This is a genomic window from Bradyrhizobium sp. B120 (assembly GCF_049075665.1).
Lineage (GTDB): Bacteria > Pseudomonadota > Alphaproteobacteria > Rhizobiales > Xanthobacteraceae > Bradyrhizobium.
Genome location: NZ_CP185242.1, coordinates 2,527,316 through 2,551,399 on the forward strand (window position 1 = coordinate 2,527,316; position 24,084 = coordinate 2,551,399).

Genomic DNA, 24,084 nt, shown 5'->3' on the forward strand with positions numbered 1-24,084 from the left:
TCGCTACCCCAGAAGGTTGGCGACGTGCTGGAACCAGACGACCAGCGGTCCCGGAAGGTAGATGCCCGCAGTCAGCACCAGCGCGAAATGCGCGAACATCGGCAGATAGGACGCATCCGCCGGTGCGACATTGCCGCGCGGCTCGCCGAAAGCAAGGCTGGTCAGGCGCAGGATCAGCGCGCCGAAGGCGAGCAACAGGCCGAAGACGAGCGGGATGGCGAGCAGCGGCTGGCGCGCAAAGGTGGAGCTGACGATCAGAAATTCGCTCATGAAGATGCCGAGCGGCGGCAGGCCGGCGATCGCGACCACGCCGATCACGAGGCTCCAGCCGAGCGCCGGATGGGTCTCAGTCAGGCCGCGAATGTTGGCGATCCGCTGCGTGCCCTTCACCTGCGCGATGTGGCCGACCGCGTAGAAGATTCCCGACTTGGTGAGGCTGTGCATCACCATGTGCAGCAGGCCGGCAAAGTTGGCGAGCGGGCCACCCATCCCGAACGCAAACACGATGATGCCCATGTGCTCGATCGAGGAATAGGCGAACAGCCGTTTGATGTCGCGGCGGCGGTAAAGCATGAAGGCTGCGAAAAGCAGCGAGGTCAGCCCCATCGTCACCATCAGCGGGCCCGGCGATATCGCATCCGGATTGGCGGCGAGCAGGATCTTGAAGCGGAGCACAGCGTATAGCGCAACGTTGAGCAACAGGCCGGAGAGCACGGCGGAGATCGGGGTCGGGCCCTCGGCATGGGCATCCGGAAGCCAGGCGTGCAGCGGCGCCAGGCCGACCTTGGTCCCGTATCCGAGCAGCAGGAAGATGAAGGCGACGTTGAGCAATGCCGGATCGAAGGTTGCGGCGCGGCTGATCAACACCGTCCACACCATGGCGTCCTGGCCCTCGCCGATGACCGGTCGCGCCGCCATGTACACCAGGATCGTGCCGAACAGCGCGAGCGCGATGCCGACACTGCCGAGGATGAAATACTTCCAGGCGGCTTCCAGCGCCGCATGGGTCCGATAGATGCCGACCATCAGGACGGTGGTCAGCGTGGCGATCTCGACTGCGACCCACATCAGGCCGATATTGTTCGACACGAATGCGAGGTTCATGCCGAACATCATCACCTGATACATGGCATGGTAGAATCGCAGATAGCCCGGCGTCAGCCGTCCGGTCTCGAGTTCGTGGGCGATATAGCTCGCGCTGAACACGCTCGTGGTGAAGCCCACGAAGGTGTTGAGCACGATGAAGACGATGTTGAGATCGTCGATCAGCAGGTACGGGCTGGGCTGCGGGCGCTCGATGACGAGCAGCGAAAGCGCGGCCAGCAAGGTGCCGAGACTGGCGAGGATATTGAGCCCCGCGGTCAGCCGGTAGCCGGGCAGCGCCGCAAGCACCGCCGCGGCACAGATCGGTATCAGCAGAACCCAGGCGACGGCATCCGACGCCGCAGTCATCGACGCTCTCCCCTGAATTCATCGAGCGCGCCGACGTCGACGGTATCGAACCGCTCCCGGATCCGGAACAGGAACACGCCGATGACGATGAATGCGATCAGGATCGAGAACGCAACGCTGATTTCCACCACGAGCGGCATGCCCTTGGCGCCGGTCGCGGCCAGCACCAGGCCGTTCTCCAGCGACATGAAGCCGACGACCTGGCTGACGGCGTTGCGCCGCGTCACCATGACCAGCAATCCCAGCAGCACCACCGACAGCGCGAAGGCGAGGTCTTCCCGCGCCAGCGGATCGGCCGCGCCGGTCACACGGAGCATCACCATCATGGAGAGGGCGACGAGCCCCATGCCCGCCAGCATGGTCAGGCCGATACCTACCGAGGTCTCGATATCGCGATGAATGCCGAGCTGCTTGACGATCCGGTGCAGCGCCACCGGGATGATGGTCGCCTTGAAGACCAGCGCGATCACCGCCGTCACGTAAAGATGCGGCGCGTTCTGGACGAATGCCTGCCAGGCGACGGAAGCTGCGAGCACCACTGCATGAAGCGCGAAGATGTTCAGCAGCGCATACAGGCGGTCCTGGTACAGCATCATGAAGCTGATCAGCACGAGGCCGCCGGCGAGCAGATGGGCGATGTCGAAGGCGAGGTTGTGCATCAGAAGCTCCGTGACACGAACCGAAGCAGCGTGCCGAGCAGGCCGAGCATGAGCGCGGCGCCGAGGAACTCGGGGACCCGGAAAACCCGCACCTTCGCCGTCGCGGTCTCGAACACAGCAAGGAGCAAGCTTGCGACCGCAAGCTTGAGGATGTAGGCGGCGACGCTCACCAGATAGGACAGCGGACCCGCACCCTCGGTGGTGATCTGCCACGGGAAGAACACGCAGATGATCAGGGAGATGTACAGCAGCAGCTTGAGAAAGGCGCCGAACTCGATCATGGCAAGGTGACGCCCGGAATACTCGAGGATCATCGCCTCGTGCACCATGGTCAGCTCCAGATGCGTCGCCGGGTTGTCGACCGGGATGCGCGCGTTTTCGGCAAGCGCCACCATGATGAGGGCGATCATCGCCATGCCGAGCGAGACACGCAATCCCACTTCGGACGACGCCATGAAGGTCGCGACCGTCGACAGCTGGGTCGAGCCGGCAATCAGCGCGACGCAGAACACCATCAACAACATGGCCGGCTCGGCCAGTGCAGCGATCATCACCTCGCGGCTAGAGCCGATGCCGCCGAAGCTGGTGCCGACATCCATGCCGGCAAGTGCGAGGAAGAAGCGCGCGCTGCCGAGTAGGGCGACGATCGCGATCAGGTCGGCGCTCCAGTTGAACTCCAGGCCGGTTGCAAATGTCGGGACCAGCGCCGCAGCGACCCAGATCGCCGCGAACGTCACATAGGGTGTGACGCGGAACAGCCAGGACGCGTTTTCGGCGAGCACGACCTCCTTGCGTAGCAGCCGCAGCAGGTCGCGATAGGGTTGGAAGACCGACGGTCCTCTCCGGCGCAACAGGCGGGCCTTTACCTTGCGTACGACGCCGGTCAGGAGCGGCGCAAGCAGCAGCACGAGCGTCATCTGGCCGAACTGAACGAGGATGTCCGAGATCACGACCATATCGCGACGACCAGCAGCAACGTGACGAGGGTTACGAACACCAAACTGAGGTAGCGGCGGATGGTCAGGAACTGGAGCTGGTTCAGCCGATCGGCGAAAAACCAGACGACTTCAGTCACCGGCGTATACAGCCGCTCCCAGACCAGATCGTGCATATCGACCCTGAAGCGGGCCGGCCGCAGTTCGCCCGGCGAAGGCATGTCAACATGCTCGCGAGCCTGGAAAACCAGGGTGCCGAACACCCGGCGGATCGGCTGGACGAAGCTCGCTCCGGAATACTGCGCCGCCGGTGTCGGATCGGTGAAGCCACAGCCCCAGGCCGGTCCGCGCCGGATCGCGCGCGACGCGAAGCGATGGATGAAATACACCGCAAGCGACGCCGCGGCCGTGATGAAAACAAAGACGAGCAATCCGTTGTAGGAACTGCGGCTCTCCTCGATCGGCACGATCGAGAGCCAGGGGTCGTTCGCCTGAACCGGCATCCGGTGGCCGATCATGGCCTGCGCGACGGGCGAGAGCGCGTCGATCACAACGCCCGGCAGAACGCCGGCGAGGAAGCAGAGCACGGCGAGGCTGAACATCGCGGCAAGCGAATAGCGATCGACTTCGCAGGCGGCTTCCGCGGCCCGGCTCCGCGCGCGGCCGAGGAACGTGATTCCGAACGCCTTGACGAAGCATGCGGCGGCGAGCGCCGCCGCCAGCGCCAACAGGGCGCCGACTGCGGGCACCATGATCTTCAGTAGCCATTGCGGCAGATCGGGGCTCTGCAGGACGGCCTGAAACATCAGCCATTCGGAGACGAACCCGTTGAACGGCGGAAGCGCCGAGATCGCGACGCAGCCGACGAGAAAGACGAAGCTGGTGAGCGGCATGCGGTGGATCAGGCCGCCCAGCTTCTCCATGTCGCGTTCGCCGGTCGACGTCAGCACGGCGCCGGCGCCGAAGAACAGCAGGCTCTTGAAGAACGAATGGTTGAGCACGTGGAACAATGCCGCCGTGAAGGCGAGGGCCGCCGCCAGGCCGAGGCCGTTCGCCTGAAATGCCAGCGCCAGGCCGAGGCTTGCGAAGATGACGCCGATGTTCTCGATCGTGCTGTAGGCGAGCAGGCGCTTGAGATCGTTCTCCATCAGCGCATAGAGGATCCCCATCACGGCGGTCGCGCCGCCAAGGACCAGCACCACGACACCCGCCGACCAGCTTGGCGGCCCGAGCAGATCGAACACGACCCGGATGAATCCGTAGATCGCGACCTTCGTCATCACGCCGCTCATCAGCGCCGAGACATGGCTCGGTGCTGCGGGATGGGCCAGCGGCAGCCACACGTGCAACGGAACCAGGCCGGCTTTCGATCCGGCGCCGAGCAGCATCAGCCCGAGCACCAGCGCGGCTTCGGACGGGGCGTGCTGGGCGCTGCGGATGGCCGCAAAACTGTAGCTGCCGCCGGCTCCCGCCAGCAGGCCGAAAGCGAGCAACAGAGCCAGCGTCCCGAAGCTTGCCATCACGAGATAGACGTAGCCCGCACGCGCATTGTCTGCCTCACGGTGGTGCGCCATGACGAGCGCCCAGGACGCGAGCGACATGAATTCCCAGCACAAGAGGTAGGTGAATGCATCGTCGGCCAGCACAACGAGGTTCATTCCGGCCAGGAATGCCGGAAAGAAGGGAAGGATGCGCTGTGGTGCGGATTCGTGACTGCCATAGCCGAGGCCATAAAGACTTGCGGCCGCACCGCCGAGATTGACCACGGCGAGAAAGAATGCCGCGAGCGCGTCGAGGCGGAAATGCGATCCCAGCCACGGCAAGCCGATCGGCAGTATCAGTTCCGTCGCACTGGCGTGGGAGATGAGCGAGAACAGGGCTCCGGCCAATGCGACCAGCGAAATCGCAAAGGTCGCGCCGTAGATGATGGCTGTCGATCGGCGCGATCGGCTCGTTGCGATCGCGAGAGCGGTCGTTTCCAGCAGTGCGGCAACACACCAGACCTGCTGAGTGACCGTCTGGATCATGTCTGCACCTTCGGCGAGCCGGACCCGGCCTTCAATCGCACGCCGCGGCCGCCGCCGCTGCTGACGGCGCCCTCGTTGATGACTTCGACGCCGGCCGTGCCGAGCGCGTCGATCAGTTTCACAAGCGAGTCGACATTGCCGCGAATGGTGCCCTCGCTCGCCTCCATGCGCTGGATGGTCGGCACCGAAAGTCCGGACAGCTCGGCGAGCTGCCTTTGGTCAATGCCAAGCAAGGCTCTGGCAGCCCGGAGCTGCGCCGCGGTGATCATCGATCAAAGCCGTCGATTGAGAGTCGGGTCTGTTTGAATGTCATTTATGCACATCAAGTAGTGATGCGACAAGGCCAATAAATGATGTTTTATACATCATTTTCCTGCGCGGCCATCGATGCGGGTCGGATCCGCGCCGCTGCCGACGCGCTGACGCGCGCTTTAGTCGGAAATTTTTCGATAGACCGCCGCGGCGCGGCGCAGCAGGCGGCTCTTGCGCTTGCGCTCATGCACGCGCTGGTGCTTCGCCTTGCGCTCGTCGGCGCGCCGCGCGAGGGCATCGGCACTTTCGAGCAGCGTGCGACGGACCTCGTCATCGTTTAATTCGCCGAGCAGTTGTTGTCCCTTGCGCAGATGCTTGAGGACGGTCCGCCATGACGCGTATTCGTCGGGGGGCAATCCGCCTTCCGAGAACTCGATGGCGTAGCGCAGCCGCTTGCTGGCGAGCCGAACGCGGTGGCGCTTGTTCTTGCCCATGCCCTGCAGCCCGCGGCTCTTCTGGCACAGTTTGCCATGCCACCGCGCCAGCCGGCGCGCGTGAAACACCGACACCGGCACGGCGCGCCGTTGCGCGGCACGGCGGTTCTGCCGCGTGCTCCAGGGGCCGCTGCCGACCCAGTCCCACATGCCGTCGAACCATTGCCAGTAACGGTCGCTTTGCAAGGCCTCCTTGAGCGCTTCGAACGCATCGGTTCGCGCTGTCTGGAGCATGCGCTCTTCCGGCAAGCCCTTGCTGTTGTCGATCGCAACGTCGAGGTCGCGTGTTGCGCTGAGATAAGCGCTCAGCCATTTCAACTCGGATTTCAGCCGCGTCCATTCGCTGTCCGCCACCATCGGTCCGTAGAAGGCGATCGCCGCCTTCAGCCGCGTCAGTGCAATGCGGGTCTGATGCAGCGCGGCCGGATCGCCGGAACTCAGGGCCTCGTGGTTGGTTGCGACTTCCTCGAGGCATTCGGACAGGATCAGGCGAAACGCGGTCTCACAACGCATGGCTTCGCTGAGATGGCGCAGCCGCTTTGGGCGGACAACGCGCTCCCTGTCCGAACTTGCCGCTGACGTCATGACACTCTCGTGACCCCGCCCGAGCCGCAATGCAAACCACGGCTCCCGGATCGAAGATTTCCCGTTTGATCGTTGTCGATCAAGGGTTTTCTGCTGGAGCGCAGTGCAGCGATAAGGCGACGCGATCAAAATGTCGCAATCAACCCGGTCGCGGGGGCTCATTCCAGTCAATTGGCAAAGCTCGCACCGTCGGCGAGCGTCAAATATCAAGATATTTCGCGCGCGAAATATCTTGATATTTCGCATGCGAAATATATAACAGCGGCATGAGAGCGGAACACCGGCTGATCTTTCTTCTGACCGTGGCCTATCGGCGGCTGCAGCGCGCCATCGAGCAGGAGACGGCCGCGCACGATCTGACCTCGGCGCAGGCCGGCGTGCTGTTCTTCCTCGGGCGCAACGACGGCGCGCTGATCGGCGACGTCTCGCAGGCGGTCGACATCGTGCCGTCGGCGATGACAGGACTAGCCGACCGGATGGAGCGTGCGGGCCTCGTCAAGCGCCGGCGCGACGGTGAGGACGGGCGCAGCCAGCGGCTCCATCTGACCGTGGCCGGGCAGGAGCTCGGCAAGCGCGCCGCGGCGCGGACCAGGGTGATCAACAACCGCCTGATGGACGGGTTTTCGGAAGCGGAGATCGACGTGGTGGCGCGCTGGCTGACCAGCCTGCAAGAGAAGTTTCCGAAGGACAAAGACGGCTAGCGCGTTTTCAAGCGAAACGGGTACCGGTTCGCGTCAAGACAACGCATCAAACAGGAAGCAAGCAACAGGAGTGAGACATGAGTGAAGTGGTCGTAGCGCTGGACGGTGGCGTTCTCACCGTGACGATGGCGCGTCCGGACAAGAAGAACGCGATCACCAACGCGATGTATGGCGCGATGGCCGACGCGCTCGAACGCGCGGAAAGCGATTCCACGATCCGCGCCGTGCTGCTGCAGGGCGACGGCGACAGCTTTACCGCGGGCAACGATCTCGCCGATTTCGCGGCGGTGTCGCGCGGCGTGCAGGGCGAGCGTCATGTGTCGCGCTTCCTCGCCGGGCTCGCCAAGGCAACGCGGCCGCTGGTCGCCGCCGTGCAGGGCAATGCGGTCGGCATCGGCACCACCATGCTGTTGCATTGCGACCTCGTCTACCTCGCGCCGACCGCGCGGCTGATCACGCCGTTCGTCAATCTCGCGCTGGTGCCCGAGGCGGCGTCGACCTATCTGCTGCCGCAGCGCATCGGCTATGCGCGGGCCTATGCGATGTTCGCGCTCGGCGAGCCGGTCGAGGCGGAGACCGCGGTCTCCATCGGCCTTGCCAATGCCGTGGTGCCGCTTGCGGATCTCCGCGCCAAGGCACGTGCGGCGGCGGATGCGCTGGCGAAGCGGCCGTTCGGCTCGCTCCAGCACACCAAGGCCTTGATGCGCGATCCCGCTGGGATCAGCGCGCAAATGGCGCGCGAGGGCGAAATCTTCCAGCAGCGGCTGATGAGCGCGGAAGCGCGTGAGGCCTTTGCCGCCTTTGCCGAGCGGCGCCAGCCCGATTTCTCCAAGATCGCCGGGTAGGCTTGAGGCCAGGGGCCGCCACGCGCGGGCGGCCCCATCGCTTTGGGGTTGACGGCATCGCCGGCATCGAACATCTCGTGTCAGGGCATGGCGCAAGGCGGCGAGGCGAGGCATGAGCGACAGTCACACGCTGCGCGGCGATGGAATCGCCGCGACCATTCAGGCCCATGGTGCCGAATTGTCGTCGCTCAGGAATGCCGAAGGGACCGAGTTGCTGTGGCGGGCCGGCCCGCAATGGCCGCGCCATGCGCCGATCCTGTTCCCGATCGTCGGCCGGTTGAAGAACGACACGCTGCGTCACCACGGCAAGACCTATCCGATGACGCAGCACGGCTTTGCGCGGGACCGGCGTTTTGAATGGGTTGAGCAGGGGCCGCGATCCTGCAAGCTCGCGCTGACCGACGATGCGGAAACGCGGGCACACTATCCGTTCGCGTTCAGGCTCGAGGTCACCTATGCGGTCGATGGCACCGATCTCGATGTCGCCTTCGATGTCATCAACACCGGCGACGAGATGCTACCGGCCTCGCTTGGCGGTCATCCCGCCTTCAACTGGCCGCTGGTGCCGGGGCTGCCGAAGGAGGCCTACACGCTGACCTTCGGCAAGGCTGAACCTGCGCCGATCCGGCGGCTGAAGGATGGATTGATGCGGCCGCAGCCTGAACCCAATCCGGTCACGGGCAGAACGCTTGCGCTGTCGGAGGAGCTGTTCGATGACGACGCGATGGTGTTCGATCAGGTCGCAAGTACATCGGTTCTCTTTACGGCGACACTGGGCCCGGCAGCAGCCACCCAAGGCCGCGCGATCGAAATGTCCTGGCGCGGCTTTCGCGAACTCGGGATCTGGTCGAAGGTCGGCGGCGCGCCGTTCCTCTGCATCGAGCCGTGGCACGGCTTTGCCAGCCCCGCGGAGTTCGATGGCGAGTTCGCCGACAAGCCGGGCCTGATGCACATTGCGCCGGGCGCACGTCGGTCGCTGGGCTATCGCATTCGCGTGAGCTGATCGAAGATCAGGTCAATGCGCGCGGCTGCCGAGCGCACCGGTGAGCGCACCGACCGATGGCGGGTTCTCGTGTGCCCAGGCCTCATGCGCGGCGAGATCGCGGTAATGCTCGGCCATGCGCAGCAGCCGCTCGCGGATGCCGGCATCTTGCTCGCCCTTGGCCTGATCGGCCAGTTGTGCGACGCGTTCGAGCAGCGTTTTCGGATCGATCACGACGAGCTCCAAATCCGGTTTCGCCAAGCGGACAACCGCTACAGCCAAGCACAGTTCCTGCCATGGTTTGATGACGGCGCGTTCAGAGCTGGAACAAGCCGAGCCCCTCCATGACGTCGCGCCTGGTGCGCTCGGTAATCTCCCGCGCTTTCAGGGTTCCGCGCCGGATCACCTCAGTGACGTGGTCGCGATTGGTCGCCAGTTCGGCGCGCCGTGTCCGGATCGGTGCGATCAGGGCTTGCAGGACATCCTCCAGCCGCTGCTTGACGGTCGTATCGCCGAGACCGCCGCGCCGATAGCGCGCCTTCAGGTCCTCGACGGCGTCGCGATCGTCATCGAACGCGTCGAGATAGGTGAACACGACATTGCCCTCGACCTTGCCGGGGTCGGCGACACGCAGATGATCGGGATCGGTGAACATCGCGCGCACCGCAGCCGAGATGTCATCGGGGGAAGCCGACAGCGGAATCGCATTGCCCGCGGACTTGCTCATCTTCGCGCGTCCATCGACGCCGGGCAGCCGCCCCGCGCGTGGGATGATGGCTTCGGCTTCCTGCAGCAGCGTGCGGCCGGCGAGCGCGTTGACCCGCCTGATAATCTCGTTGGTCTGCTCGATCAGGGGCGCCTGATCCTCGCCGACCGGCACGATTGTGGCGCGAAACGCGGTGATATCGGCGGCTTGCGCCACCGGGTAGCACAGGAAGCCCGCAGGGATGTCGCGTCCGAAGCCGCGCGCGCGGATCTCGTCCTTGATGGTGGGGTTGCGTTCCAGCCGCGCGACGGTGACGAGGTTGAGATAGAGCATCGACAGTTCCGCCAACGCCGGGAGCTGCGATTGCAGGCAGATCGAGGTGCGGCCGGGATCGATCCCGACCGCAAGATAATCCAGCGCGACTTCGATGACGTTGCTGCGGACCTTGCCGACGTCGTGCGCGTTGTCGGTCAGCGCCTGCATGTCGGCGAGCAGCAGAAACTGCTCATGGCTGTCCTGAAACGTCAGGCGGCTTCGGAGCGAGCCGGCGTAATGGCCGAGATGCAGCGGCCCGGTGGTGCGGTCGCCGGTGAGGATGATCGGTTTGGTCACTGGTATCTCCATTCGGTTGAATGGGGACACCGCATGCGGGCTGGATGACGCCGAACAAAAGGCCGCCCAATGCGGCGGCCCCGAAAATGCATGAACGCGTTCGGCCCGCCTGTCAGTCGGCGAGCCACCAGAAGTTGGCGATGAGGTTCGATCGGTTCATGGTGTGAGCGGTAGGGCAAACCTGCGATGCGGTCAAGGCAACCCTAGTTGAACGCCATGCCGCCGCTCATCGCAATCGTCTGCCCCGTCATGTAGGGATTGTTGACCAGCAGCATCACGGCCTGTGCGACTTCCTCGGCGGTGCCGAAGCGGCCGATCGGGATCCGGCTGACGAGGCCGCTCTGTCCCTTCATCATGTCGGTCTCGATCAGCGACGGCGCGACGGCGTTGACGGTGATGCCCTCCTTGACGAGGCGCGCGGCATAGCCTCGGGTCAGGCCCTCCATCGCCGCCTTCGATGCGTTGTAGTGCGGCCCGATCGCGCCGCCGCCGCGTGCAGCGCCGGAGGAGATGTTGACGATGCGGCCCCATTTCCGGGTGCGCATCATCGGCAGCACGGCTTGCGTGCACAGAAACGCGGATTTGAGGTTGACCGCGATGGTGCGGTCGAAATCCTCCTCGGTGAGGTCGTCGACACCCCTGACGATCGCGATCCCGGCATTGTTGACGAGGATGTCGACCGGGCCGAGTTCGGATTTGGCGCGCTCGACCAGCCCGGTGACGGCGGCGGCTTCCGAGACGTCGGCGCCGACAGCGACGGCGCGGCCGCCGGCGGCGTTGATGCCCTTTGCCAGCGTCTCCGCCTCGGCCGAGCGCTCGCGATAGTTGATGGCGAGGGCAGCGCCGGCATCCGCCAGCATCTTGACGATGGCCGCGCCAATGCCGCGCGATCCGCCGGTCACCAGCGCTACATGTCCGTGCAGACTGTTTGTCGTCATCGGCCGTTCTCCTTTGCTCGTGCGGAGAGGTTCGCAAAGCGGGAGCCGGGGTGCAACGCAACCCTGCTCAAATCTGCGTTGCCGTGGAGGCCATTGCGGCAAAAAACCGGCTTCCGCGGCCGGAATCGGTCTTGCGTCCGGCGTGGGCCGGCGTCAAAGGTTGGGGCATCACTTCTTCCAGCTACCCACGAGAGTCCGATGAGCAAACTGATTGTCCGCGCCGGCGATTTCACCTTTGACGCCCGTTTCGAGGAGCAACTCGCGCCGAAGACGGTCGCCGCGTTCCGCAAGGCGATGCCGTTCGAGAGCCAGGCGATCCATGTGCGCTGGAGCGGCGAGGGCGTCTGGATGCCGCTCGGTGATCTCGACTTCGGCGTCTCCTACGAGAACCACACCAGCTATCCGGCGCCCGGCCAGATCATCCTCTATCCCGGCGGCATCAGCGAGACCGAGATCCTGCTCGCCTATGGCGGTGTGCATTTTGCCAGCAAGATGGGCCAGCTCGCCGGCAATCATTTCATCACGCTGACCTCGGGGCTGGAGAACCTCACTGCCTTCGGCAAGACCGTGTTGTGGAAGGGCGCGCAGAACATCCGCTTCGAGGAAATCTGATGTGACCGAGGCCCGCTATCCGCGCGATCTCCGCGGCTACGGCCGCAACCCGCCGGATCCGAAATGGCCCGACGCTGCGCGTATCGCCGTGCAGTTCGTGGTCAATTTCGAGGAGGGCGGCGAGAACAACATCCTGCACGGCGATCGTGCCTCGGAAGCGTTTCTGTCCGACGTGCTCGGCGCGCAGCCCTGGGTCGGAAAACGTCATGCCAATATCGAGACCATGTTCGAATATGGCTCGCGCGCCGGCTTCTGGCGGCTGTGGCGGATGTTCACCGAGCGGAAGCTGCCGGCCACGGTGTTCGGCGTCGCGATGGCGCTGAAGCGCAATCCGGATGTCGTCGCCGCGATGCAGGAGGCGGGCTGGGACATTGCGAGCCACAGCCTGCGCTGGGTCGAGCACAAGGACATGTCGGAGGACGAGGAGCGCGCGGAGATCGCGCGTGCCATCGCCGTGCATACCGAGGCGACCGGCGCGCGGCCGCTCGGCTGGTACACCGGCCGCTCCTCGATCAACACGCTGCGGCTTTTGATGGAGGCGGGCGGCCTGCGCTATCTCTGCGACTCCTATGCCGACGATCTGCCGTACTGGATCAAGGCAGCCGGCACCGAAGCCCACCTTGTCATTCCCTACACGCTCGATGCCAACGACATGCGCTTCATCAATCCGCAGGGCTTTGGCGGCGGCGACGAGTTCTACACCTATCTGAAGGACAGTTTTGACGTGCTCTATGCCGAGGGCGCGACCTCACCCAAGATGATGTCGGTCGGCCTGCATTGCCGCGTGGTCGGCCGTCCCGGCCGCGCCGCTGCGCTGATGCGCTTCCTCGATTACATCCAGAAGCATGAACGGGTCTGGGTACCGACCCGGCTTCAGATCGCCGAGCACTGGCACGCCAATCTGAAGCATCTTGCCGCGCAGGCGTTCGAGATTGGCTAGTTTCGGCGTTGATATGATGCGGAGTGCTGATAAGCCGCTTCGTCGCCACAAACTCGGTGTCGTCCCTGCGAAAGCAGGGACCCATAACCACGAATGCTGATTGTTGCGCAACGCTGGAACGACGAATCCCCGTTCACAACATCCGCTGCGGAGTATGGGTCCCTGCTTTCGCAGGGACGACATTTTTGTGTGGCCAGAGCTGTGCGTCATTGCGAGGAGCTCGCGATGACGCGGATGGTCAGTGCCCGGCCATGTGCCGGCCGATTTCGGTGAGGTCGGCCTCGCTGGCGCGGGCCTCATGGACGAACGCGCCGTGGAACATCACGACCAGCCGGTCCGATAGCTCCAGCAGCTCGTCGAGGTCCTCGCTGACCAGCAGCACCGCCGCGCCGCGGTTGCGGGCGGCCATGATCTCGGCGTGGATTTGCGCCACCGCCGCGAAGTCGAGCCCGAAGCACGGATTGGCGGCGATCAGCACCTCGACGTCGCCCGAGAGCTCGCGCGCCAGCACCGCGCGCTGCACATTGCCGCCGGACAATGCCGCGATCGGCGTCTCCGGCGTCCGGGTCTTGATCTTGTAGCGGTTGATCTTGCGCTCCGCGTCGGCGCGGAAGGCCGAGCGGTTCAGCCACCAGCCGCCGCGCGCGAACGGGGCGCGATCGAACTCGCGGAACGCGATGTTGTCGGCGACGCTCATGCCGCCGACGCAGGCGTTCTTCAACGGCTCCTCCGGCAACAGCGACATCTTGTGGCGGCGCATCTCCTCGCGGCTTGCCGCATAGGCCTCGCCCTGGACGCGGATCACGCCGCCCTCGGCGTCGCGCTGGCCGGCCAGCACCTCGACCAGCTGACGCTGGCCGTTGCCGGAGACGCCAGCGATGCCGACGATCTCGCCGCTCTTCACAGTCAGCGACACGCCGTGCACGGCAATCGCCCCGGCATCGTCGAGCGCGGTGAGCTTGTCGAGCTCGAGCCGCGGCGCGCCGGTCTCGCCGATGCGCGGCGGCTGCACCGTCAGCTGCTCGGCGCCGATCATGGTGCGGGCCATCTCGTCCGGCGTGAGATCGGCGACCCGGCCGGTGCCGGCGAGCTTGCCGCGGCGCAGGATCGTCACGTCATCGGCAAACGCCATCACCTCGCGGAACTTGTGCGTGATCATCAGGATGGTTAGTTCGCCCGCGACCACCATCGCGCGCAGCATGCCGAGCACCTCGTCCGCCTCGCCCGGTGTCAGCACCGAGGTCGGCTCGTCCAGGATCAGGAAGCGGCGCTTCAGATAGAGCTGCTTGAGGATCTCGCACTTCTGCCGTTCGCCGGCGGAGATGTCGGAGACTTTCGCGTCAAGCGGCACCTTGAACGGCATCCGCGCCAGGAACGCCTCGAGCTCTTTCTTCTCCTTGCGCCAGTCGACCATGGCAGGCACGTCGTCGCGCGCCAGCACCAGGTTCTCGGCGACCGTCATCGCCGGCACGAGGGTGAAGTGCTGGTAGACCATGCCGAGCCCGAGCGCATGCGCGTTCTTGGGGTTGGCGATGGTCTGCTGGCGGCCGCCGACCAGGATGTCGCCCTCGGTGGCGTGGTAATAGCCCATGATACATTTCACGAGCGTGCTCTTGCCCGCGCCATTTTCACCAAGCAAGGCATGGAACGAGCCGGGACGCACCTTGAGCTCGACATTGTCGAGCGCTGTGAAGTCGCCGAACCGCATGGTCATGGCGATGGCGTCGACGCCGAATGCGCCTGATGGGGCGGGCGGTTCGCCGATGATCACGACAGCGCTCCGATCAGGTCGGCGGATTTCGCCACCGCGCCGAACACGCCGCCCTGCATCTTGATCATCTTCAGCGCGTGGTCGTGATTGCTCCTGTCGGTCGCGCCGCAGCAATCCTCGACCAGCACGCATTCGAAGCCGCGATCATTGGCCTCGCGCATCGTGGTGTGGACGCAGACGTCGGTGGTGATGCCGGTCAGCACGATGTTCTCGATGCCGCGCAGCCGCAGCATGAGCTCGAGGTCGGTCGCGCAGAACGAGCCCTTGCCGGGCTTGTCGATAACAGGCTCGCCCGGCAGCGGCGCAAGATCGGGGATGATATCCCAGCCGGGTTCGCCGCGCACCAGGATGCGGCCGCAGGGCCCGGGGTCGCCGATGCCGGCGCCGATCTGGCGCGAGCGCCAGCGCTTGTTGTCGGGGAGGTCGGCAAGGTCAGGCCGGTGGCCCTCGCGGGTGTGGATGATGTGAAAACCCTGCGCGCGCATCACCGCGAGCAGTTTCTTGATCGGCTCGATCGGCGCCCGCGTCAGCGACAGATCGTAGCCCATCTTGTCGACATAGCCGCCGACGCCGCAGAAATCGGTCTGCATGTCGATGATGATGAGCGCGGTGTTTTGCGGCCGCAGATCGCCATTGTAGGGCCAGGCATAGGGCTCGGATTTGATGAAGCGCTCGGGCATGGAATGATCTCGCTGAAGTTATCGGGTGATGGACAATTCGGCGGGCGCGCCGGTCAGCGTGCGCTTCGGCGAGCAGGTGATGATCATGATCGCAAGCGTCAGGATGTAGGGCGCGGCGTTGAACAGGTGATAGCCCGAGGTGATGCCGACCGATTGCAGCGCAGGCCCGAGCGCCGCGGCGCCGCCGAACGCGAGCGAGGCCCACAGGCACAGCATCGGGTCCCAGCGCGCGAAGATCACTAGCGCGACCGCGGTGATGCCCTGTCCCGAGGAGAGCCCTTCGTTCCAGCTGCCGGGATAGAACAGCGACAGGAACGAGCCGCCGATGCCGGCGAGAAAGCCGCCGACCATGGTGGCGCGCAGCCGGATCAGCAGCACGGAATGGCCCATCGCGCGCGCCGCGTCCGCGCTCTCGCCGGCGGTGCGGATCAACAGGCCCCAGCGCGTGGTCCTGAACGCCCAGTAGAGCAGCGGCGCAATCGCAACGCCGATCAGGAACAGCACGTTGATGCGCAGCGCCGCGCGCACCTGCGGCACGTCGCTCCACCAGCCGAAATCGATCGCCGGCAGCCGTGCCGCCGTCGGCTCGATCAGCGGCTTGCCAAGGAAGAAGGCGAGCCCAGTGCCGAGCAGCATCAGCGCGATGCCGACCGCGATGTCGTTGACCCGCGGCAGCGAGCAGATGCCGGCATGCAGCGCGCCGAACAACGCGCCCGTGATCCCGGCCGCGAGCACGCCAAGCCATGGCGAGCCGGAGAGATAGGAGATGCCGTAGGCGCTCATCGCGCCCATCACCAGCGTGCCTTCGAGGCCGAGATTGATGCGGCCACTTCGCTCGGTGATGCATTCGCCGAGGCTGACAAACAGGAACGGCGTCGAGACGCGGATGGCGCCGCCGAACACGGCGAGCGGGACGGTCCAGAGCCCGAGCGAGCTATCTGCCATGTCAGGACTTTCCCTTCAGGAAGCCGATCCGCCCGTAGAGCGCATCGCTTGCCAGCACGAACACGAAGATGATGCCTTGCAACACCAGCACCGAGGCGTCGGGCAGGCCGAGCCGCCGTTGCAACAGGCCGCCGGAGGCCGAGATGCCGCCGAGCAGGATCGCGACCGGAATGATCGCCAGCGGATTCTGCCGCGCCAGGAATGCGACGAGGATGCCGGTGAAGCCGTAGCCCGCGGCGAGGTTGGCGTTGGTGCGGCCCTGCACGGCCGCGACCTCGATCATGCCGGCTAGCCCTGCGCTGCTGCCGGCAAGGAAGCAGACGGTCAGGATCAGCTTGCCGACACCAAGCCCCACGATCTTGGCGGCGCGGATGTTGCCGCCGGCAACCCGCGCGGCGAAGCCGAAGGTGGTGTGATAGATCAGGATGTAGGCGGCCACGGCCGCGACCAGGCCGAACACCAGGCCCCAATGCACGTCGGTGCCGGGAATGCTGCCGATCATGTTGGCGGCGCCGATCTCGCGCGTCGACGGCTTGTTGAGGCTGGCCGGATCGCGCATCGGCCCCTCGACCAGATGGTTCAGAATCGCAAGCGCGATATAGACCAGCAGCAGGCTCGAGATCGTCTCGTTGACCCCGCGATATTGCCGCAAGCCGCCGGACAGCGTGATCCAGAGGCCGCCGCCGATCATGCCCGCGATCACCATCGCGGTCTGCACGACGATCGGGGCTGCGCCCTGCAACGCCAGCGCCGCTGATGTCGCCGACAGCGCGCCGATCAGAAGCGCGCCTTCGCCGCCGATGATCACCATGCCGAGCTGCGCCGGCAGCGCCGTGCACAGCGCGGTCAGGATCAAGGGCGCTGCGCGGGTCAGCGTGTTCTGCCAGGAGAACCAGGTGCCGAATGCGCCGTAATACATGTAGAAATAGAGGTCGAGCGGGTTCTTGCCGTAAAGCGCGATGAAGCCGCCGAACACCGCGAGCGCGCCGACCAGCGCCGCGCCCGGGATCAGGATGTATTCGATGCTCGCGCCGTAGCGCTGGAGGAAGCCGGGATCGGCGGCCGGAGCGACGCCGGCCGCCTCCACCGATTCCGCCGCCTCGGTCGTCACGCGGTGGCTCCGATCACGCCCTCGACGAGATAGTCCATCTTCTCGAGCTCGGGATCCTGCTGGCCCCGGTCGGTGCCGGAAGCGATCACCGTCTTGCCCTTGTTGTCGACCAGCGGGCCCTTGAAGATCGCGTACTCGCCGGACATGAACTTGGCCTTGACGTCGTCGGCATGCTTGCGGGCTTCCGCCGAGACCATCTCGCCATAGGGCGAGACCTTGACGATTTCTTCCTTCAGGCCGCCCCGGTAGAAGTTCGGGATCGCTTCACCCGCGGTGATCATCTTGACGAACTTCGGATAGAGCGCTTCCCAGTTCCACTCGGCGCCGGTGAGATAGGCCTTCGGCGCCAGCGGCGACTGGTTGACGTGATAGCCGCACACCATCGCGCCACGGCGCGCGGCGTTCTCGACCATCGTCTTCGGTCCGTCGACGTGGCAGGTCAGCACATCGACGCCCTGGTCGATCAGGCTGTTGGTGGCCTCGGCTTCCTTGACCGGCATCGACCAGTCGCCGGTGAAGATCACCTGCGTGGTCGCCTTCGGATTGGCGAGCCGGGCGCCGAGCGTGAATGCGTTGATGTTGCGCAGCACCTGCGGGATCGGCTTGGCCGCGACGAAGCCGAGCTTGCCGCTCTTGGTCGAATAGCCGGCGACGATGCCGGAGATGTATTGCGCCTCGTCAATGTAGCCGAAATAGCTGCCGGCGTTCTTCGGGTCCTTGTCGGACCACAGGCCGCCGCAATGCTCGAAATGCATCTTCGGAAACTTGCCCGCCATCTTGACGACGTGCGGGTTGTAGTAGCCGAACGAGGTCGGAAACAGCAGCGTGGCGCCGTCGAGATTGATCATGGACTCGATGGTCTTCTCGACCGCGTCGGTCTCCGGCACCTTCTCTTCCTCGACCACCTTGATGCCGGGAAGCTTCTTCAGCGCCGCCGCGCCCTGGGCGTGGGCCTGGTTGTAGCCGTAGTCGTCGCGCGACCCGACATAGATGAAGCCGACCGTGGTTTCCGCTGCCGCCGCGCCGCGAACGCCGAGCGTGCTGCCGAGCGCCAATGCCGCGCTTCCCTGCAATAAATGCCTTCTTGAAATCCTGCCAAAATCCATCGCCTGCTCCCTCCGGCGGGCCGACCCGCCTGTCCTTGCCGCAGCCGCCGTAACGACGGCGCGTGACGGAGTGTCGCAAGCTTCGTGCCAGAGCACATTTGGCGGTCATGGCTCTGTAAGCGGCTGAATATGAATGTGAATAATAGTCAGCATGGGTCGCCTCCGGAATCGGCAGAGTCCGGACTGCCTATTTGATGGGCGATCAATCGTCGTTGTATGCAATGCCGTTAAGCAGTCGCTAACCCCCGGACGGCCGATGCGAGCCGCGCCGGGGGCGGCGTCAGGGCGCCATTTGCCGGCTGGTGAATCGGACCGGGCCTGCTACGAGTGAAGCGGGCTCGGGTGGCGGGTCGGACTGATGGGAAACAGCATGAGCGAGAAGAAACCGTCCTCGAAACCGGCCTCCCTCGGCGACGGCATCGTGGCGCGGATCAATCAGCTCGCGGCGATTTCCGAGACGCCGGAGCATCTGGCGCGCGTCTTCCTCACCGACGAGCATCGCAAGGCGGCCGATCTCATCCTGTCCTGGATGCGCGAGGCCGGCATGAGCGCCCATCTCGATGCGATCGGCAATGTCTGCGGCCGCTACGAGGGCGAGAGGCCGGGCCTGCCGGCCCTGATGCTCGGTTCGCACTACGACACCGTGCGCGACGCCGGCAGATGGGACGGCCCGCTCGGCGTCGTCACCGCGATCGCCTGCGTCGCCGATCTGAACCGGCGCGGCAAGCGGTTGCCGTTCGCGATCGAGATCGTGGGCTTCGCGGACGAGGAGGGCGTGCGTTTTGCGTCGACCCTGCTCGGCAGTCGCGCGGTGGCCGGCACGTTCGACGAGAGCGTGCTCAACACGCGCGACCGCGCCGGCACGTCGATGCGCGATGCGCTGGTCGCCTTCGGGCTCGACCCCGATCATATCGGCAAGGCGGCGCGCGCCCGCCGCGAGCTGCTCGGCTATGTCGAGCTGCACATCGAGCAGGGGCCAGTGTTGGAGGAGAAGGCGCTGCCGGTCGGCGTCGTCACCGCGATTTCCGGCGCGACCCGGCTTGCCGCCAATCTCACCGGCGTCGCCGGCCATGCCGGCACCGTGCCGATGAAGCTGCGGCGCGATGCGCTGACCGGCGCTGCCGAATGCATCGTGGCGATCGAGCAGTTCTGCCGGAGCGATGAAGCCGGCCTTGTCGGCACCGTCGGCTATATCAGCGCCATGCCCGGCGCCACCAACGTGATCCCCGGCAAGGTGTCGTTCACGATGGACATCCGCTCGCAGAGCGACATGAATCGCAAGCGCGCGGTCGCCGACATCGTGCGGCAGATCGAGGCGATCGCAAAGCGCCGCGAGCTCGCCTTGCAGATCGACGTCACCCACGAGAACCGCAGCGTGCCCTGCGCGCCGTGGCTGAAGACGCAGATCGCCGAGGCGGTCGCAGCCGAGGGCCATGCCGTGTTCGAGCTGCCGAGCGGCGCCGGGCATGACGGGATGGCGATGGTCGATGTCGCCGATATCGGCATGATCTTCGTCCGCTGCCGCGGCGGGATCAGCCACAATCCGGCCGAGCATGTCGAGCTCGCCGACGCCGACACCGGCGCGCGAGTGCTGCTGCGATTCATCGAGAATTTTCATCCGCACGGTGCAGTGAATAGCTGAGGCCGCCGCGCCTGGCGGCCCACATAGCACCAGTCCTGGCTCCGCCGTCGTCCGTCCGTGCCGAATTCGGACAGATTTGATTGGCATTTTCTGCATAGGTTGGGGCTATTTGCGGCCCGGCCATGAAGCGCTAGACTTGTCCGAACGGGGGGAAGGACATGCGCTCGTCCGTCGTCCAGGACGTTCAGTTCCCGAAACAACCGGCGCTGCAGCTGATCTATGACACTGCACCGATCGGTCTTGCCTACCTCTCTCCCGATTGCCGTTATCTTCAGATCAATCAGCGGCTCACCGAAATCTGCGGCATTTCGGTCGAGGGTCATCTCGGACGCACGGTGCACGATTGTGTGCCCGCGCTCGCCACGGCGGTCGAAGGTATCGTTCGCTCGATCATGGAGACTGGGCAGCCCGTCACCGGCGTGGAGGTCTACGGCCAGCGCCCGGGCCACAATGACGAGCGATGCTGGATCACGCATTGGCACCCGCAGCGCGAGCCGAACGGCAGCATCGTCGGCGTCAACGTTGCAGCCGAAGAGATCACCGATCGCAAACGCAGCGAACGCGAGATCCGTGCCGCGCGCGATGCGGCCGAGAAGGCGCTGCATCATCTGCAGGAGACCCAGGCGTCGCTGATCGAGGCGGAAAAGCTCGCGGCGCTGGGCCGGCTGGTGGCCGGTGTCGCGCATGAGATCAACAGTCCGGTCGGCACCAGCCTCACGGTCGCCTCGGTGCTGGAGCAGAAATGCGCCGACTTCGCTGCCGAGGCTGCGCGCGGCAAGCTGAAGCGCTCGAGCCTCAGCGATTTCATCGAGGTCGTCGAAAGCGCCTCGTCGCTGCTGGTCGGCAACCTCAAGCGCGCAGCCGATCTGGTGCAATCGTTCAAGCAGGTCGCCGTCGATCGCAGCTATTTCGACCGCAGCCAGTTCGATCTCGGCGAGGTGACCGAGCAGGTGCTCTCGAACCTGCGCCCGGCGTTGCCGAAGAACAATCTGACGCTCGAGGTCGATTGTCCGTCCGGCCTTGCGATGAACAGCTATCCCGGCCCTTACGGCCAGGCGCTGACCAATCTGTTCGTCAACGCGGTCGCGCACGCATTTCCGGACAGCAAGGGCGGCACCATCACGATCCGGCTGCGCGCCTTGGGTGCGGACCAGGTGGAAATCCTGTTCGCCGACGATGGCTGCGGGATGAGCCGCGACGTGTTGCGGCAGGCCTTTGATCCATTCTTCACCACGCGCCGCGACCTTGGCCGCATCGGGCTCGGCCTCCACATCGTCCATAACATCGTCACGAACCGGCTGGGCGGAGAGCTCCATCTGGACAGTGCCCCGGGCATGGGGACGAGCGTGCGGATCACGCTGCCGCGCCTGGCGCCGCAGCGCGGAACCGATGGTTGATTGCAAAGATTGTCGTCCCTGCGAAAGCAGGGACCCATAACCACGAATGCCGGTTGTAGCTGACGCCGGAACGACGAATTCCGCTCACAACATCAGCCGCGGAGTATGGGTCCCTGCTCCCGTGCGCAATTGCGCACTAGGCAGGGACGACACGGAGTTTGTGGCGTGCGATCTCGGCAAGGTGGCCGCGAGGCTATTTCTAGCCGCCGGAGAAGAAAACTCTATTCGCCCCCACTCGAACGAAAGGTCCTTCCAGCTTGGAGCCGCAAAAGGCATTCCACGACCCTTGCTTCCGCCCCCGTCGTCGCGACATTGTTACGGTATTCCCTGATGGTGCGACGATGAGCCAATCCGCATTCGATCCCTTCGGCGAGCCGGTTCCCGCGGTCGATTCCTCGGCCGCGAGCGAGGGTGTGTCGAAATGGCTGAAGACCGCGGGCACCAGCGTGTTCTGGGTGCTGGTGGTCGGCATCGTGCTGGCCCGCGCGGTCTATTTCGAGCCCGGCGTGTTCAGTTTCGAGCATGCCGTTGCGTGGGCGCAGGGTCTGTTCGCCGCGCTTTAGCGGCAGGCCCGCGCGGCACCGTCTTCGCGGACCGTGTCTCCCGAATGATCCCCTCGAACGCGACTGCCGCCGGCACGTCGAGCCGGCCGGGCGATTTCAATTGCCACAGCGTGCGCTCGATATGAACGCCCTTGATCGGGATCACCTTGAGCTTTCCGAGCTTCACCTGATCGTCGATCGTCGCGACCGATACGATGGCGACGCCGACACCTGATGCCACCGCCTGCTTGATTGCCTCGGTGCTGCCGATCTCGAGCGTGCGCTGCGGCTCGACCCGGTGGGCGGCCAGCGCCTGCGCGACCACCTCGCGGGTGCCGGACCCGGGCTCGCGCACGATCAGGATCTCGTCGTTCAGCAGGCGGACGTCGATCGCCCCGGCGGCGGCTGCGAAGCGGTGATCCGGAGCCGCGATCAGCACCATCACGTCGGTGCGCCAGGCTGCGCTGATCAAATTCTCGTCCTCGACTGGCCCCTCGACCAGCGCGATTTCGATCTCATGCCCCAGCATCAGCGCCGCGATATCAGAGGTATTGGCGCTCACCACATGCAGGTCGATGCCGGGAAAGGCGCGGTGAAACACGCCGAGATATTCCGGGATCATGTAGGTCGCGATCGTCGTGCTGGCGCCGATGCGCAGCGAGCCGCTGTCGAGGTTGCGCAGCGCCTGCAACTCGTCCTCGGCGGCACGCTCGGCCGCGAACAGCGTCTCGGCATGGCGAGCCAGCGCCGCGCCCTCCCGGGTCGGCCGCACCCCCTTCGGCGTGCGGTCGAGCAACCGGCAGCCGACCTGCAGCTCGAAATCCCGCACACCCTTGGAGATCGCGGGCTGGCTGATGTGCAGGAGGTCGGCGGCGCGGGAGAAACTTCCACTTCTCGCCACGGCCGCGAACAGGCGGAGCAGATGCAGGTTGAGGGACATAACTTCTCTCTATCGGGGCAGTCCGAAAAGATATTAGCCAAGCGGGGCGCCATGGCGCATAAAATCTTCTCCGAAAAGAGGATTTCGTGCCGCAACAAGAACAAGATCAGGGGCAGAAGCAGGGCGCGCTGAAGCGCATTTTCCTGCTCATTCCGGGCATTCTGCTTTGCGGGGTGGTCACCGTCATCTCGCTCGGCGTCCAGGCCGTCGAGGAGCGGGTTTTCGACCATCCCTATATCGAGGCCCTGGTCGTCGCGATCCTGCTCGGCATGGCGGTGCGTACCGCCTGGGAGCCGCCGGAGCGCTGGCGTTCGGGCATTGCCTTCAGCGCCAAGCAGCTGCTCGAGGTTGCGGTGATGCTGCTCGGCGCGTCCATCAGCTTCGCCGCGATCGTGGCGTCGGGCGGGCTCCTGATCGGCGCGATCGCCATGACCGTCGTGATCATGCTGGCGGTGACCTATGGTCTCAGCCGGATCCTCGGGCTCAAGACCAAACTCGCGATCCTGATCGCCTGCGGCAATTCGATCTGCGGCAACTCCGCGATCGCGGCGGTGGCGCCCGTGATCGAGGCCGATGGCGACGACATCGCGTCGTCGATCTCGTTCACCGCCATTCTCGGCGTGCTGATGGTGCTCGGCCTGCCGCTGCTGATCCCGCTGCTGAAACTGACGGCGACGCAGTACGGCATCCTGGCCGGGCTCACGGTCTATGCCGTGCCGCAGGTGCTGGCGGCGACCGTGCCGGCCGGCATCGTCTCGACCCAGATCGGCACGCTGGTGAAGCTGGTGCGCGTCCTGATGCTGGGCCCGATCGTGGTCGGCCTCTCGCTGTTCGTCGCGCGGCGGCGCAAGGCCGCCGGCACCGCCAAGGAAGGGACCGCAAAGGCCGCCTCGATCAGCCCGTTCAAGCTGGTGCCCTGGTTCATCATCGGCTTCCTGGTGCTGGCCGCGCTGCGCTCGTTCCAGCTCGTGCCTGATATCGCGATCGCGCCGGTGACCAAGACGGCGGCGATCCTCACCGTCGTCTCGATGGCCGCGCTTGGGCTCGGCGTCGATGTGCGCGTGCTCTCGACCGTCGGCGGCCGGGTGACGGCGGCGGTCACGCTGTCGCTGATGCTGCTGCTGGGCCTCAGCATCGGCCTCGTGCACTTCTTCAAGTAGAGCATGATCCGGAAAAGTGTGTAGCGGTTTTCCGAAGAGATCATGCTCAA

General features: G+C 65.3%; 25 protein-coding genes. 10 read left to right on the forward strand and 15 right to left on the reverse strand.

Annotated features, from left to right (window positions below):
• Window positions 1-3: 3 nt before the first annotated feature.
• The 6 genes from ACOIX3_RS11615 to ACOIX3_RS11640 all read right to left on the reverse strand — a co-directional run bounded on the left by ACOIX3_RS11615 (window position 4) and on the right by ACOIX3_RS11640 (window position 6,404).
• Complete coding sequence (locus ACOIX3_RS11615) at window positions 4-1,452, reverse strand: hydrogenase 4 subunit F (RefSeq protein WP_420969922.1); 1,449 nt, start codon at window positions 1,450-1,452, stop codon at window positions 4-6.
• Entirely contained in the window at window positions 1,449-2,111 is a 663-nt protein-coding gene (locus tag ACOIX3_RS11620; protein WP_298364919.1) for a hydrogenase-4 component E, read from the reverse strand. Before ACOIX3_RS11620 ends, ACOIX3_RS11615 begins: the two co-directional genes overlap by 4 nt.
• Complete coding sequence (locus ACOIX3_RS11625) at window positions 2,111-3,067, reverse strand: respiratory chain complex I subunit 1 family protein (protein WP_420969925.1); 957 nt, start codon at window positions 3,065-3,067, stop codon at window positions 2,111-2,113. Before ACOIX3_RS11625 ends, ACOIX3_RS11620 begins: the two co-directional genes overlap by 1 nt.
• The gene (gene hyfB / locus ACOIX3_RS11630; RefSeq protein WP_420969927.1) at window positions 3,058-5,073 is read right to left on the reverse strand and encodes a hydrogenase 4 subunit B; all 2,016 of its coding nucleotides are present in this window, start codon (window positions 5,071-5,073) and stop codon (window positions 3,058-3,060) included. The genes ACOIX3_RS11625 and hyfB overlap by 10 nt, the downstream gene beginning before the upstream one ends.
• Window positions 5,070-5,342, reverse strand: coding sequence for a helix-turn-helix domain-containing protein (locus ACOIX3_RS11635; RefSeq protein ID WP_028339461.1), 273 nt, complete (start codon window positions 5,340-5,342; stop codon window positions 5,070-5,072). Before ACOIX3_RS11635 ends, hyfB begins: the two co-directional genes overlap by 4 nt.
• A 162-nt stretch (window positions 5,343-5,504) precedes the next feature.
• Window positions 5,505-6,404, reverse strand: coding sequence for a CHAD domain-containing protein (locus tag ACOIX3_RS11640; RefSeq protein ID WP_420969929.1), 900 nt, complete (start codon window positions 6,402-6,404; stop codon window positions 5,505-5,507).
• Between the two features lie 72 nt (window positions 6,405-6,476).
• Between ACOIX3_RS11640 and ACOIX3_RS11645 the strand changes: the two genes are divergently transcribed.
• From ACOIX3_RS11645 to ACOIX3_RS11660, 4 genes are all read left to right on the forward strand, one after another.
• Window positions 6,477-6,674 (forward strand): hypothetical protein, encoded by a 198-nt coding sequence (locus ACOIX3_RS11645; RefSeq protein WP_420969931.1) that lies wholly within the window; start codon window positions 6,477-6,479, stop codon window positions 6,672-6,674.
• Window positions 6,671-7,105 carry a MarR family winged helix-turn-helix transcriptional regulator gene (locus tag ACOIX3_RS11650; RefSeq protein WP_420969933.1) on the forward strand — a complete coding sequence of 145 codons (435 nt, stop codon included), beginning with the start codon at window positions 6,671-6,673 and terminating at the stop codon, window positions 7,103-7,105. Before ACOIX3_RS11645 ends, ACOIX3_RS11650 begins: the two co-directional genes overlap by 4 nt.
• 77 nt (window positions 7,106-7,182) lie before the next feature.
• Window positions 7,183-7,950 carry an enoyl-CoA hydratase-related protein gene (locus ACOIX3_RS11655; protein WP_420969934.1) on the forward strand — a complete coding sequence of 256 codons (768 nt, stop codon included), beginning with the start codon at window positions 7,183-7,185 and terminating at the stop codon, window positions 7,948-7,950.
• Window positions 7,951-8,062: 112 nt separating this feature from the next.
• Window positions 8,063-8,953 (forward strand): aldose 1-epimerase family protein, encoded by an 891-nt coding sequence (locus ACOIX3_RS11660; RefSeq protein ID WP_420969935.1) that lies wholly within the window; start codon window positions 8,063-8,065, stop codon window positions 8,951-8,953.
• A 12-nt stretch (window positions 8,954-8,965) separates the two neighbouring features.
• On the opposite strand, the gene ACOIX3_RS11665 is transcribed toward ACOIX3_RS11660, so the two are convergent.
• The 3 genes from ACOIX3_RS11665 to ACOIX3_RS11675 all read right to left on the reverse strand — a co-directional run bounded on the left by ACOIX3_RS11665 (window position 8,966) and on the right by ACOIX3_RS11675 (window position 11,188).
• Window positions 8,966-9,166 carry a hypothetical protein gene (locus ACOIX3_RS11665; RefSeq protein ID WP_420969936.1) on the reverse strand — a complete coding sequence of 67 codons (201 nt, stop codon included), beginning with the start codon at window positions 9,164-9,166 and terminating at the stop codon, window positions 8,966-8,968.
• Window positions 9,167-9,248: 82 nt separating this feature from the next.
• A complete protein-coding gene (trpS, locus tag ACOIX3_RS11670; RefSeq protein ID WP_420969937.1) occupies window positions 9,249-10,250 on the reverse strand; it encodes a tryptophan--tRNA ligase in 1,002 nt (333 codons plus the stop codon).
• Between the two features lie 203 nt (window positions 10,251-10,453).
• Complete coding sequence (locus tag ACOIX3_RS11675; RefSeq protein ID WP_420969938.1) at window positions 10,454-11,188, reverse strand: SDR family NAD(P)-dependent oxidoreductase; 735 nt, start codon at window positions 11,186-11,188, stop codon at window positions 10,454-10,456.
• Window positions 11,189-11,386: 198 nt separating this feature from the next.
• On the opposite strand from ACOIX3_RS11675, the gene ACOIX3_RS11680 reads away from it, so the two are divergent.
• Window positions 11,387-11,800 carry a DUF3830 family protein gene (locus tag ACOIX3_RS11680; protein ID WP_021077459.1) on the forward strand — a complete coding sequence of 138 codons (414 nt, stop codon included), beginning with the start codon at window positions 11,387-11,389 and terminating at the stop codon, window positions 11,798-11,800.
• Window position 11,801: 1 nt separating this feature from the next.
• Window positions 11,802-12,740, forward strand: a complete 939-nt coding sequence (gene puuE / locus ACOIX3_RS11685; protein ID WP_420969939.1) for an allantoinase PuuE — start codon at window positions 11,802-11,804, stop codon at window positions 12,738-12,740.
• Between the two features lie 238 nt (window positions 12,741-12,978).
• On the opposite strand, the gene ACOIX3_RS11690 is transcribed toward puuE, so the two are convergent.
• From ACOIX3_RS11690 to ACOIX3_RS11710, 5 genes are read right to left on the reverse strand one after another with little or no spacing between them, the layout of a single operon-like run.
• Window positions 12,979-14,511 carry an ABC transporter ATP-binding protein gene (locus ACOIX3_RS11690; protein WP_420969941.1) on the reverse strand — a complete coding sequence of 511 codons (1,533 nt, stop codon included), beginning with the start codon at window positions 14,509-14,511 and terminating at the stop codon, window positions 12,979-12,981.
• Window positions 14,508-15,191, reverse strand: coding sequence for a cysteine hydrolase family protein (locus ACOIX3_RS11695; RefSeq protein ID WP_420969943.1), 684 nt, complete (start codon window positions 15,189-15,191; stop codon window positions 14,508-14,510). Before ACOIX3_RS11695 ends, ACOIX3_RS11690 begins: the two co-directional genes overlap by 4 nt.
• 18 nt (window positions 15,192-15,209) lie before the next feature.
• Window positions 15,210-16,136, reverse strand: a complete 927-nt coding sequence (locus tag ACOIX3_RS11700; protein ID WP_212311395.1) for an ABC transporter permease — start codon at window positions 16,134-16,136, stop codon at window positions 15,210-15,212.
• Between the two features lies 1 nt (window position 16,137).
• Window positions 16,138-17,247 carry an ABC transporter permease gene (locus ACOIX3_RS11705; protein ID WP_420969946.1) on the reverse strand — a complete coding sequence of 370 codons (1,110 nt, stop codon included), beginning with the start codon at window positions 17,245-17,247 and terminating at the stop codon, window positions 16,138-16,140.
• A complete protein-coding gene (locus ACOIX3_RS11710; RefSeq protein ID WP_092124845.1) occupies window positions 17,244-18,353 on the reverse strand; it encodes a BMP family ABC transporter substrate-binding protein in 1,110 nt (369 codons plus the stop codon). The genes ACOIX3_RS11705 and ACOIX3_RS11710 overlap by 4 nt, the downstream gene beginning before the upstream one ends.
• Window positions 18,354-18,723: 370 nt before the next feature.
• Here ACOIX3_RS11710 and ACOIX3_RS11715 point away from each other — a divergent pair, with 370 nt between their 5' ends.
• The 3 genes from ACOIX3_RS11715 (at window position 18,724) to ACOIX3_RS11725 (ending at window position 21,955) form a co-directional block, all read left to right on the forward strand.
• Window positions 18,724-19,995 (forward strand): allantoate amidohydrolase, encoded by a 1,272-nt coding sequence (locus ACOIX3_RS11715; protein WP_420969948.1) that lies wholly within the window; start codon window positions 18,724-18,726, stop codon window positions 19,993-19,995.
• A gap of 158 nt (window positions 19,996-20,153) precedes the next feature.
• Entirely contained in the window at window positions 20,154-21,392 is a 1,239-nt protein-coding gene (locus ACOIX3_RS11720; RefSeq protein WP_420969950.1) for an ATP-binding protein, read from the forward strand.
• Window positions 21,393-21,733: 341 nt separating this feature from the next.
• Entirely contained in the window at window positions 21,734-21,955 is a 222-nt protein-coding gene (locus tag ACOIX3_RS11725; protein ID WP_224942950.1) for a hypothetical protein, read from the forward strand.
• Here the strand turns inward: ACOIX3_RS11725 and ACOIX3_RS11730 are convergent.
• Window positions 21,903-22,874, reverse strand: a complete 972-nt coding sequence (locus tag ACOIX3_RS11730; RefSeq protein WP_420969952.1) for a LysR substrate-binding domain-containing protein — start codon at window positions 22,872-22,874, stop codon at window positions 21,903-21,905. The genes ACOIX3_RS11725 and ACOIX3_RS11730 overlap by 53 nt on opposite strands.
• Window positions 22,875-22,960: 86 nt before the next feature.
• Between ACOIX3_RS11730 and ACOIX3_RS11735 the strand changes: the two genes are divergently transcribed.
• Window positions 22,961-24,034 carry a YeiH family protein gene (locus ACOIX3_RS11735; RefSeq protein WP_420969954.1) on the forward strand — a complete coding sequence of 358 codons (1,074 nt, stop codon included), beginning with the start codon at window positions 22,961-22,963 and terminating at the stop codon, window positions 24,032-24,034.
• The last annotated feature ends 50 nt before the right edge of the window (window positions 24,035-24,084 follow it).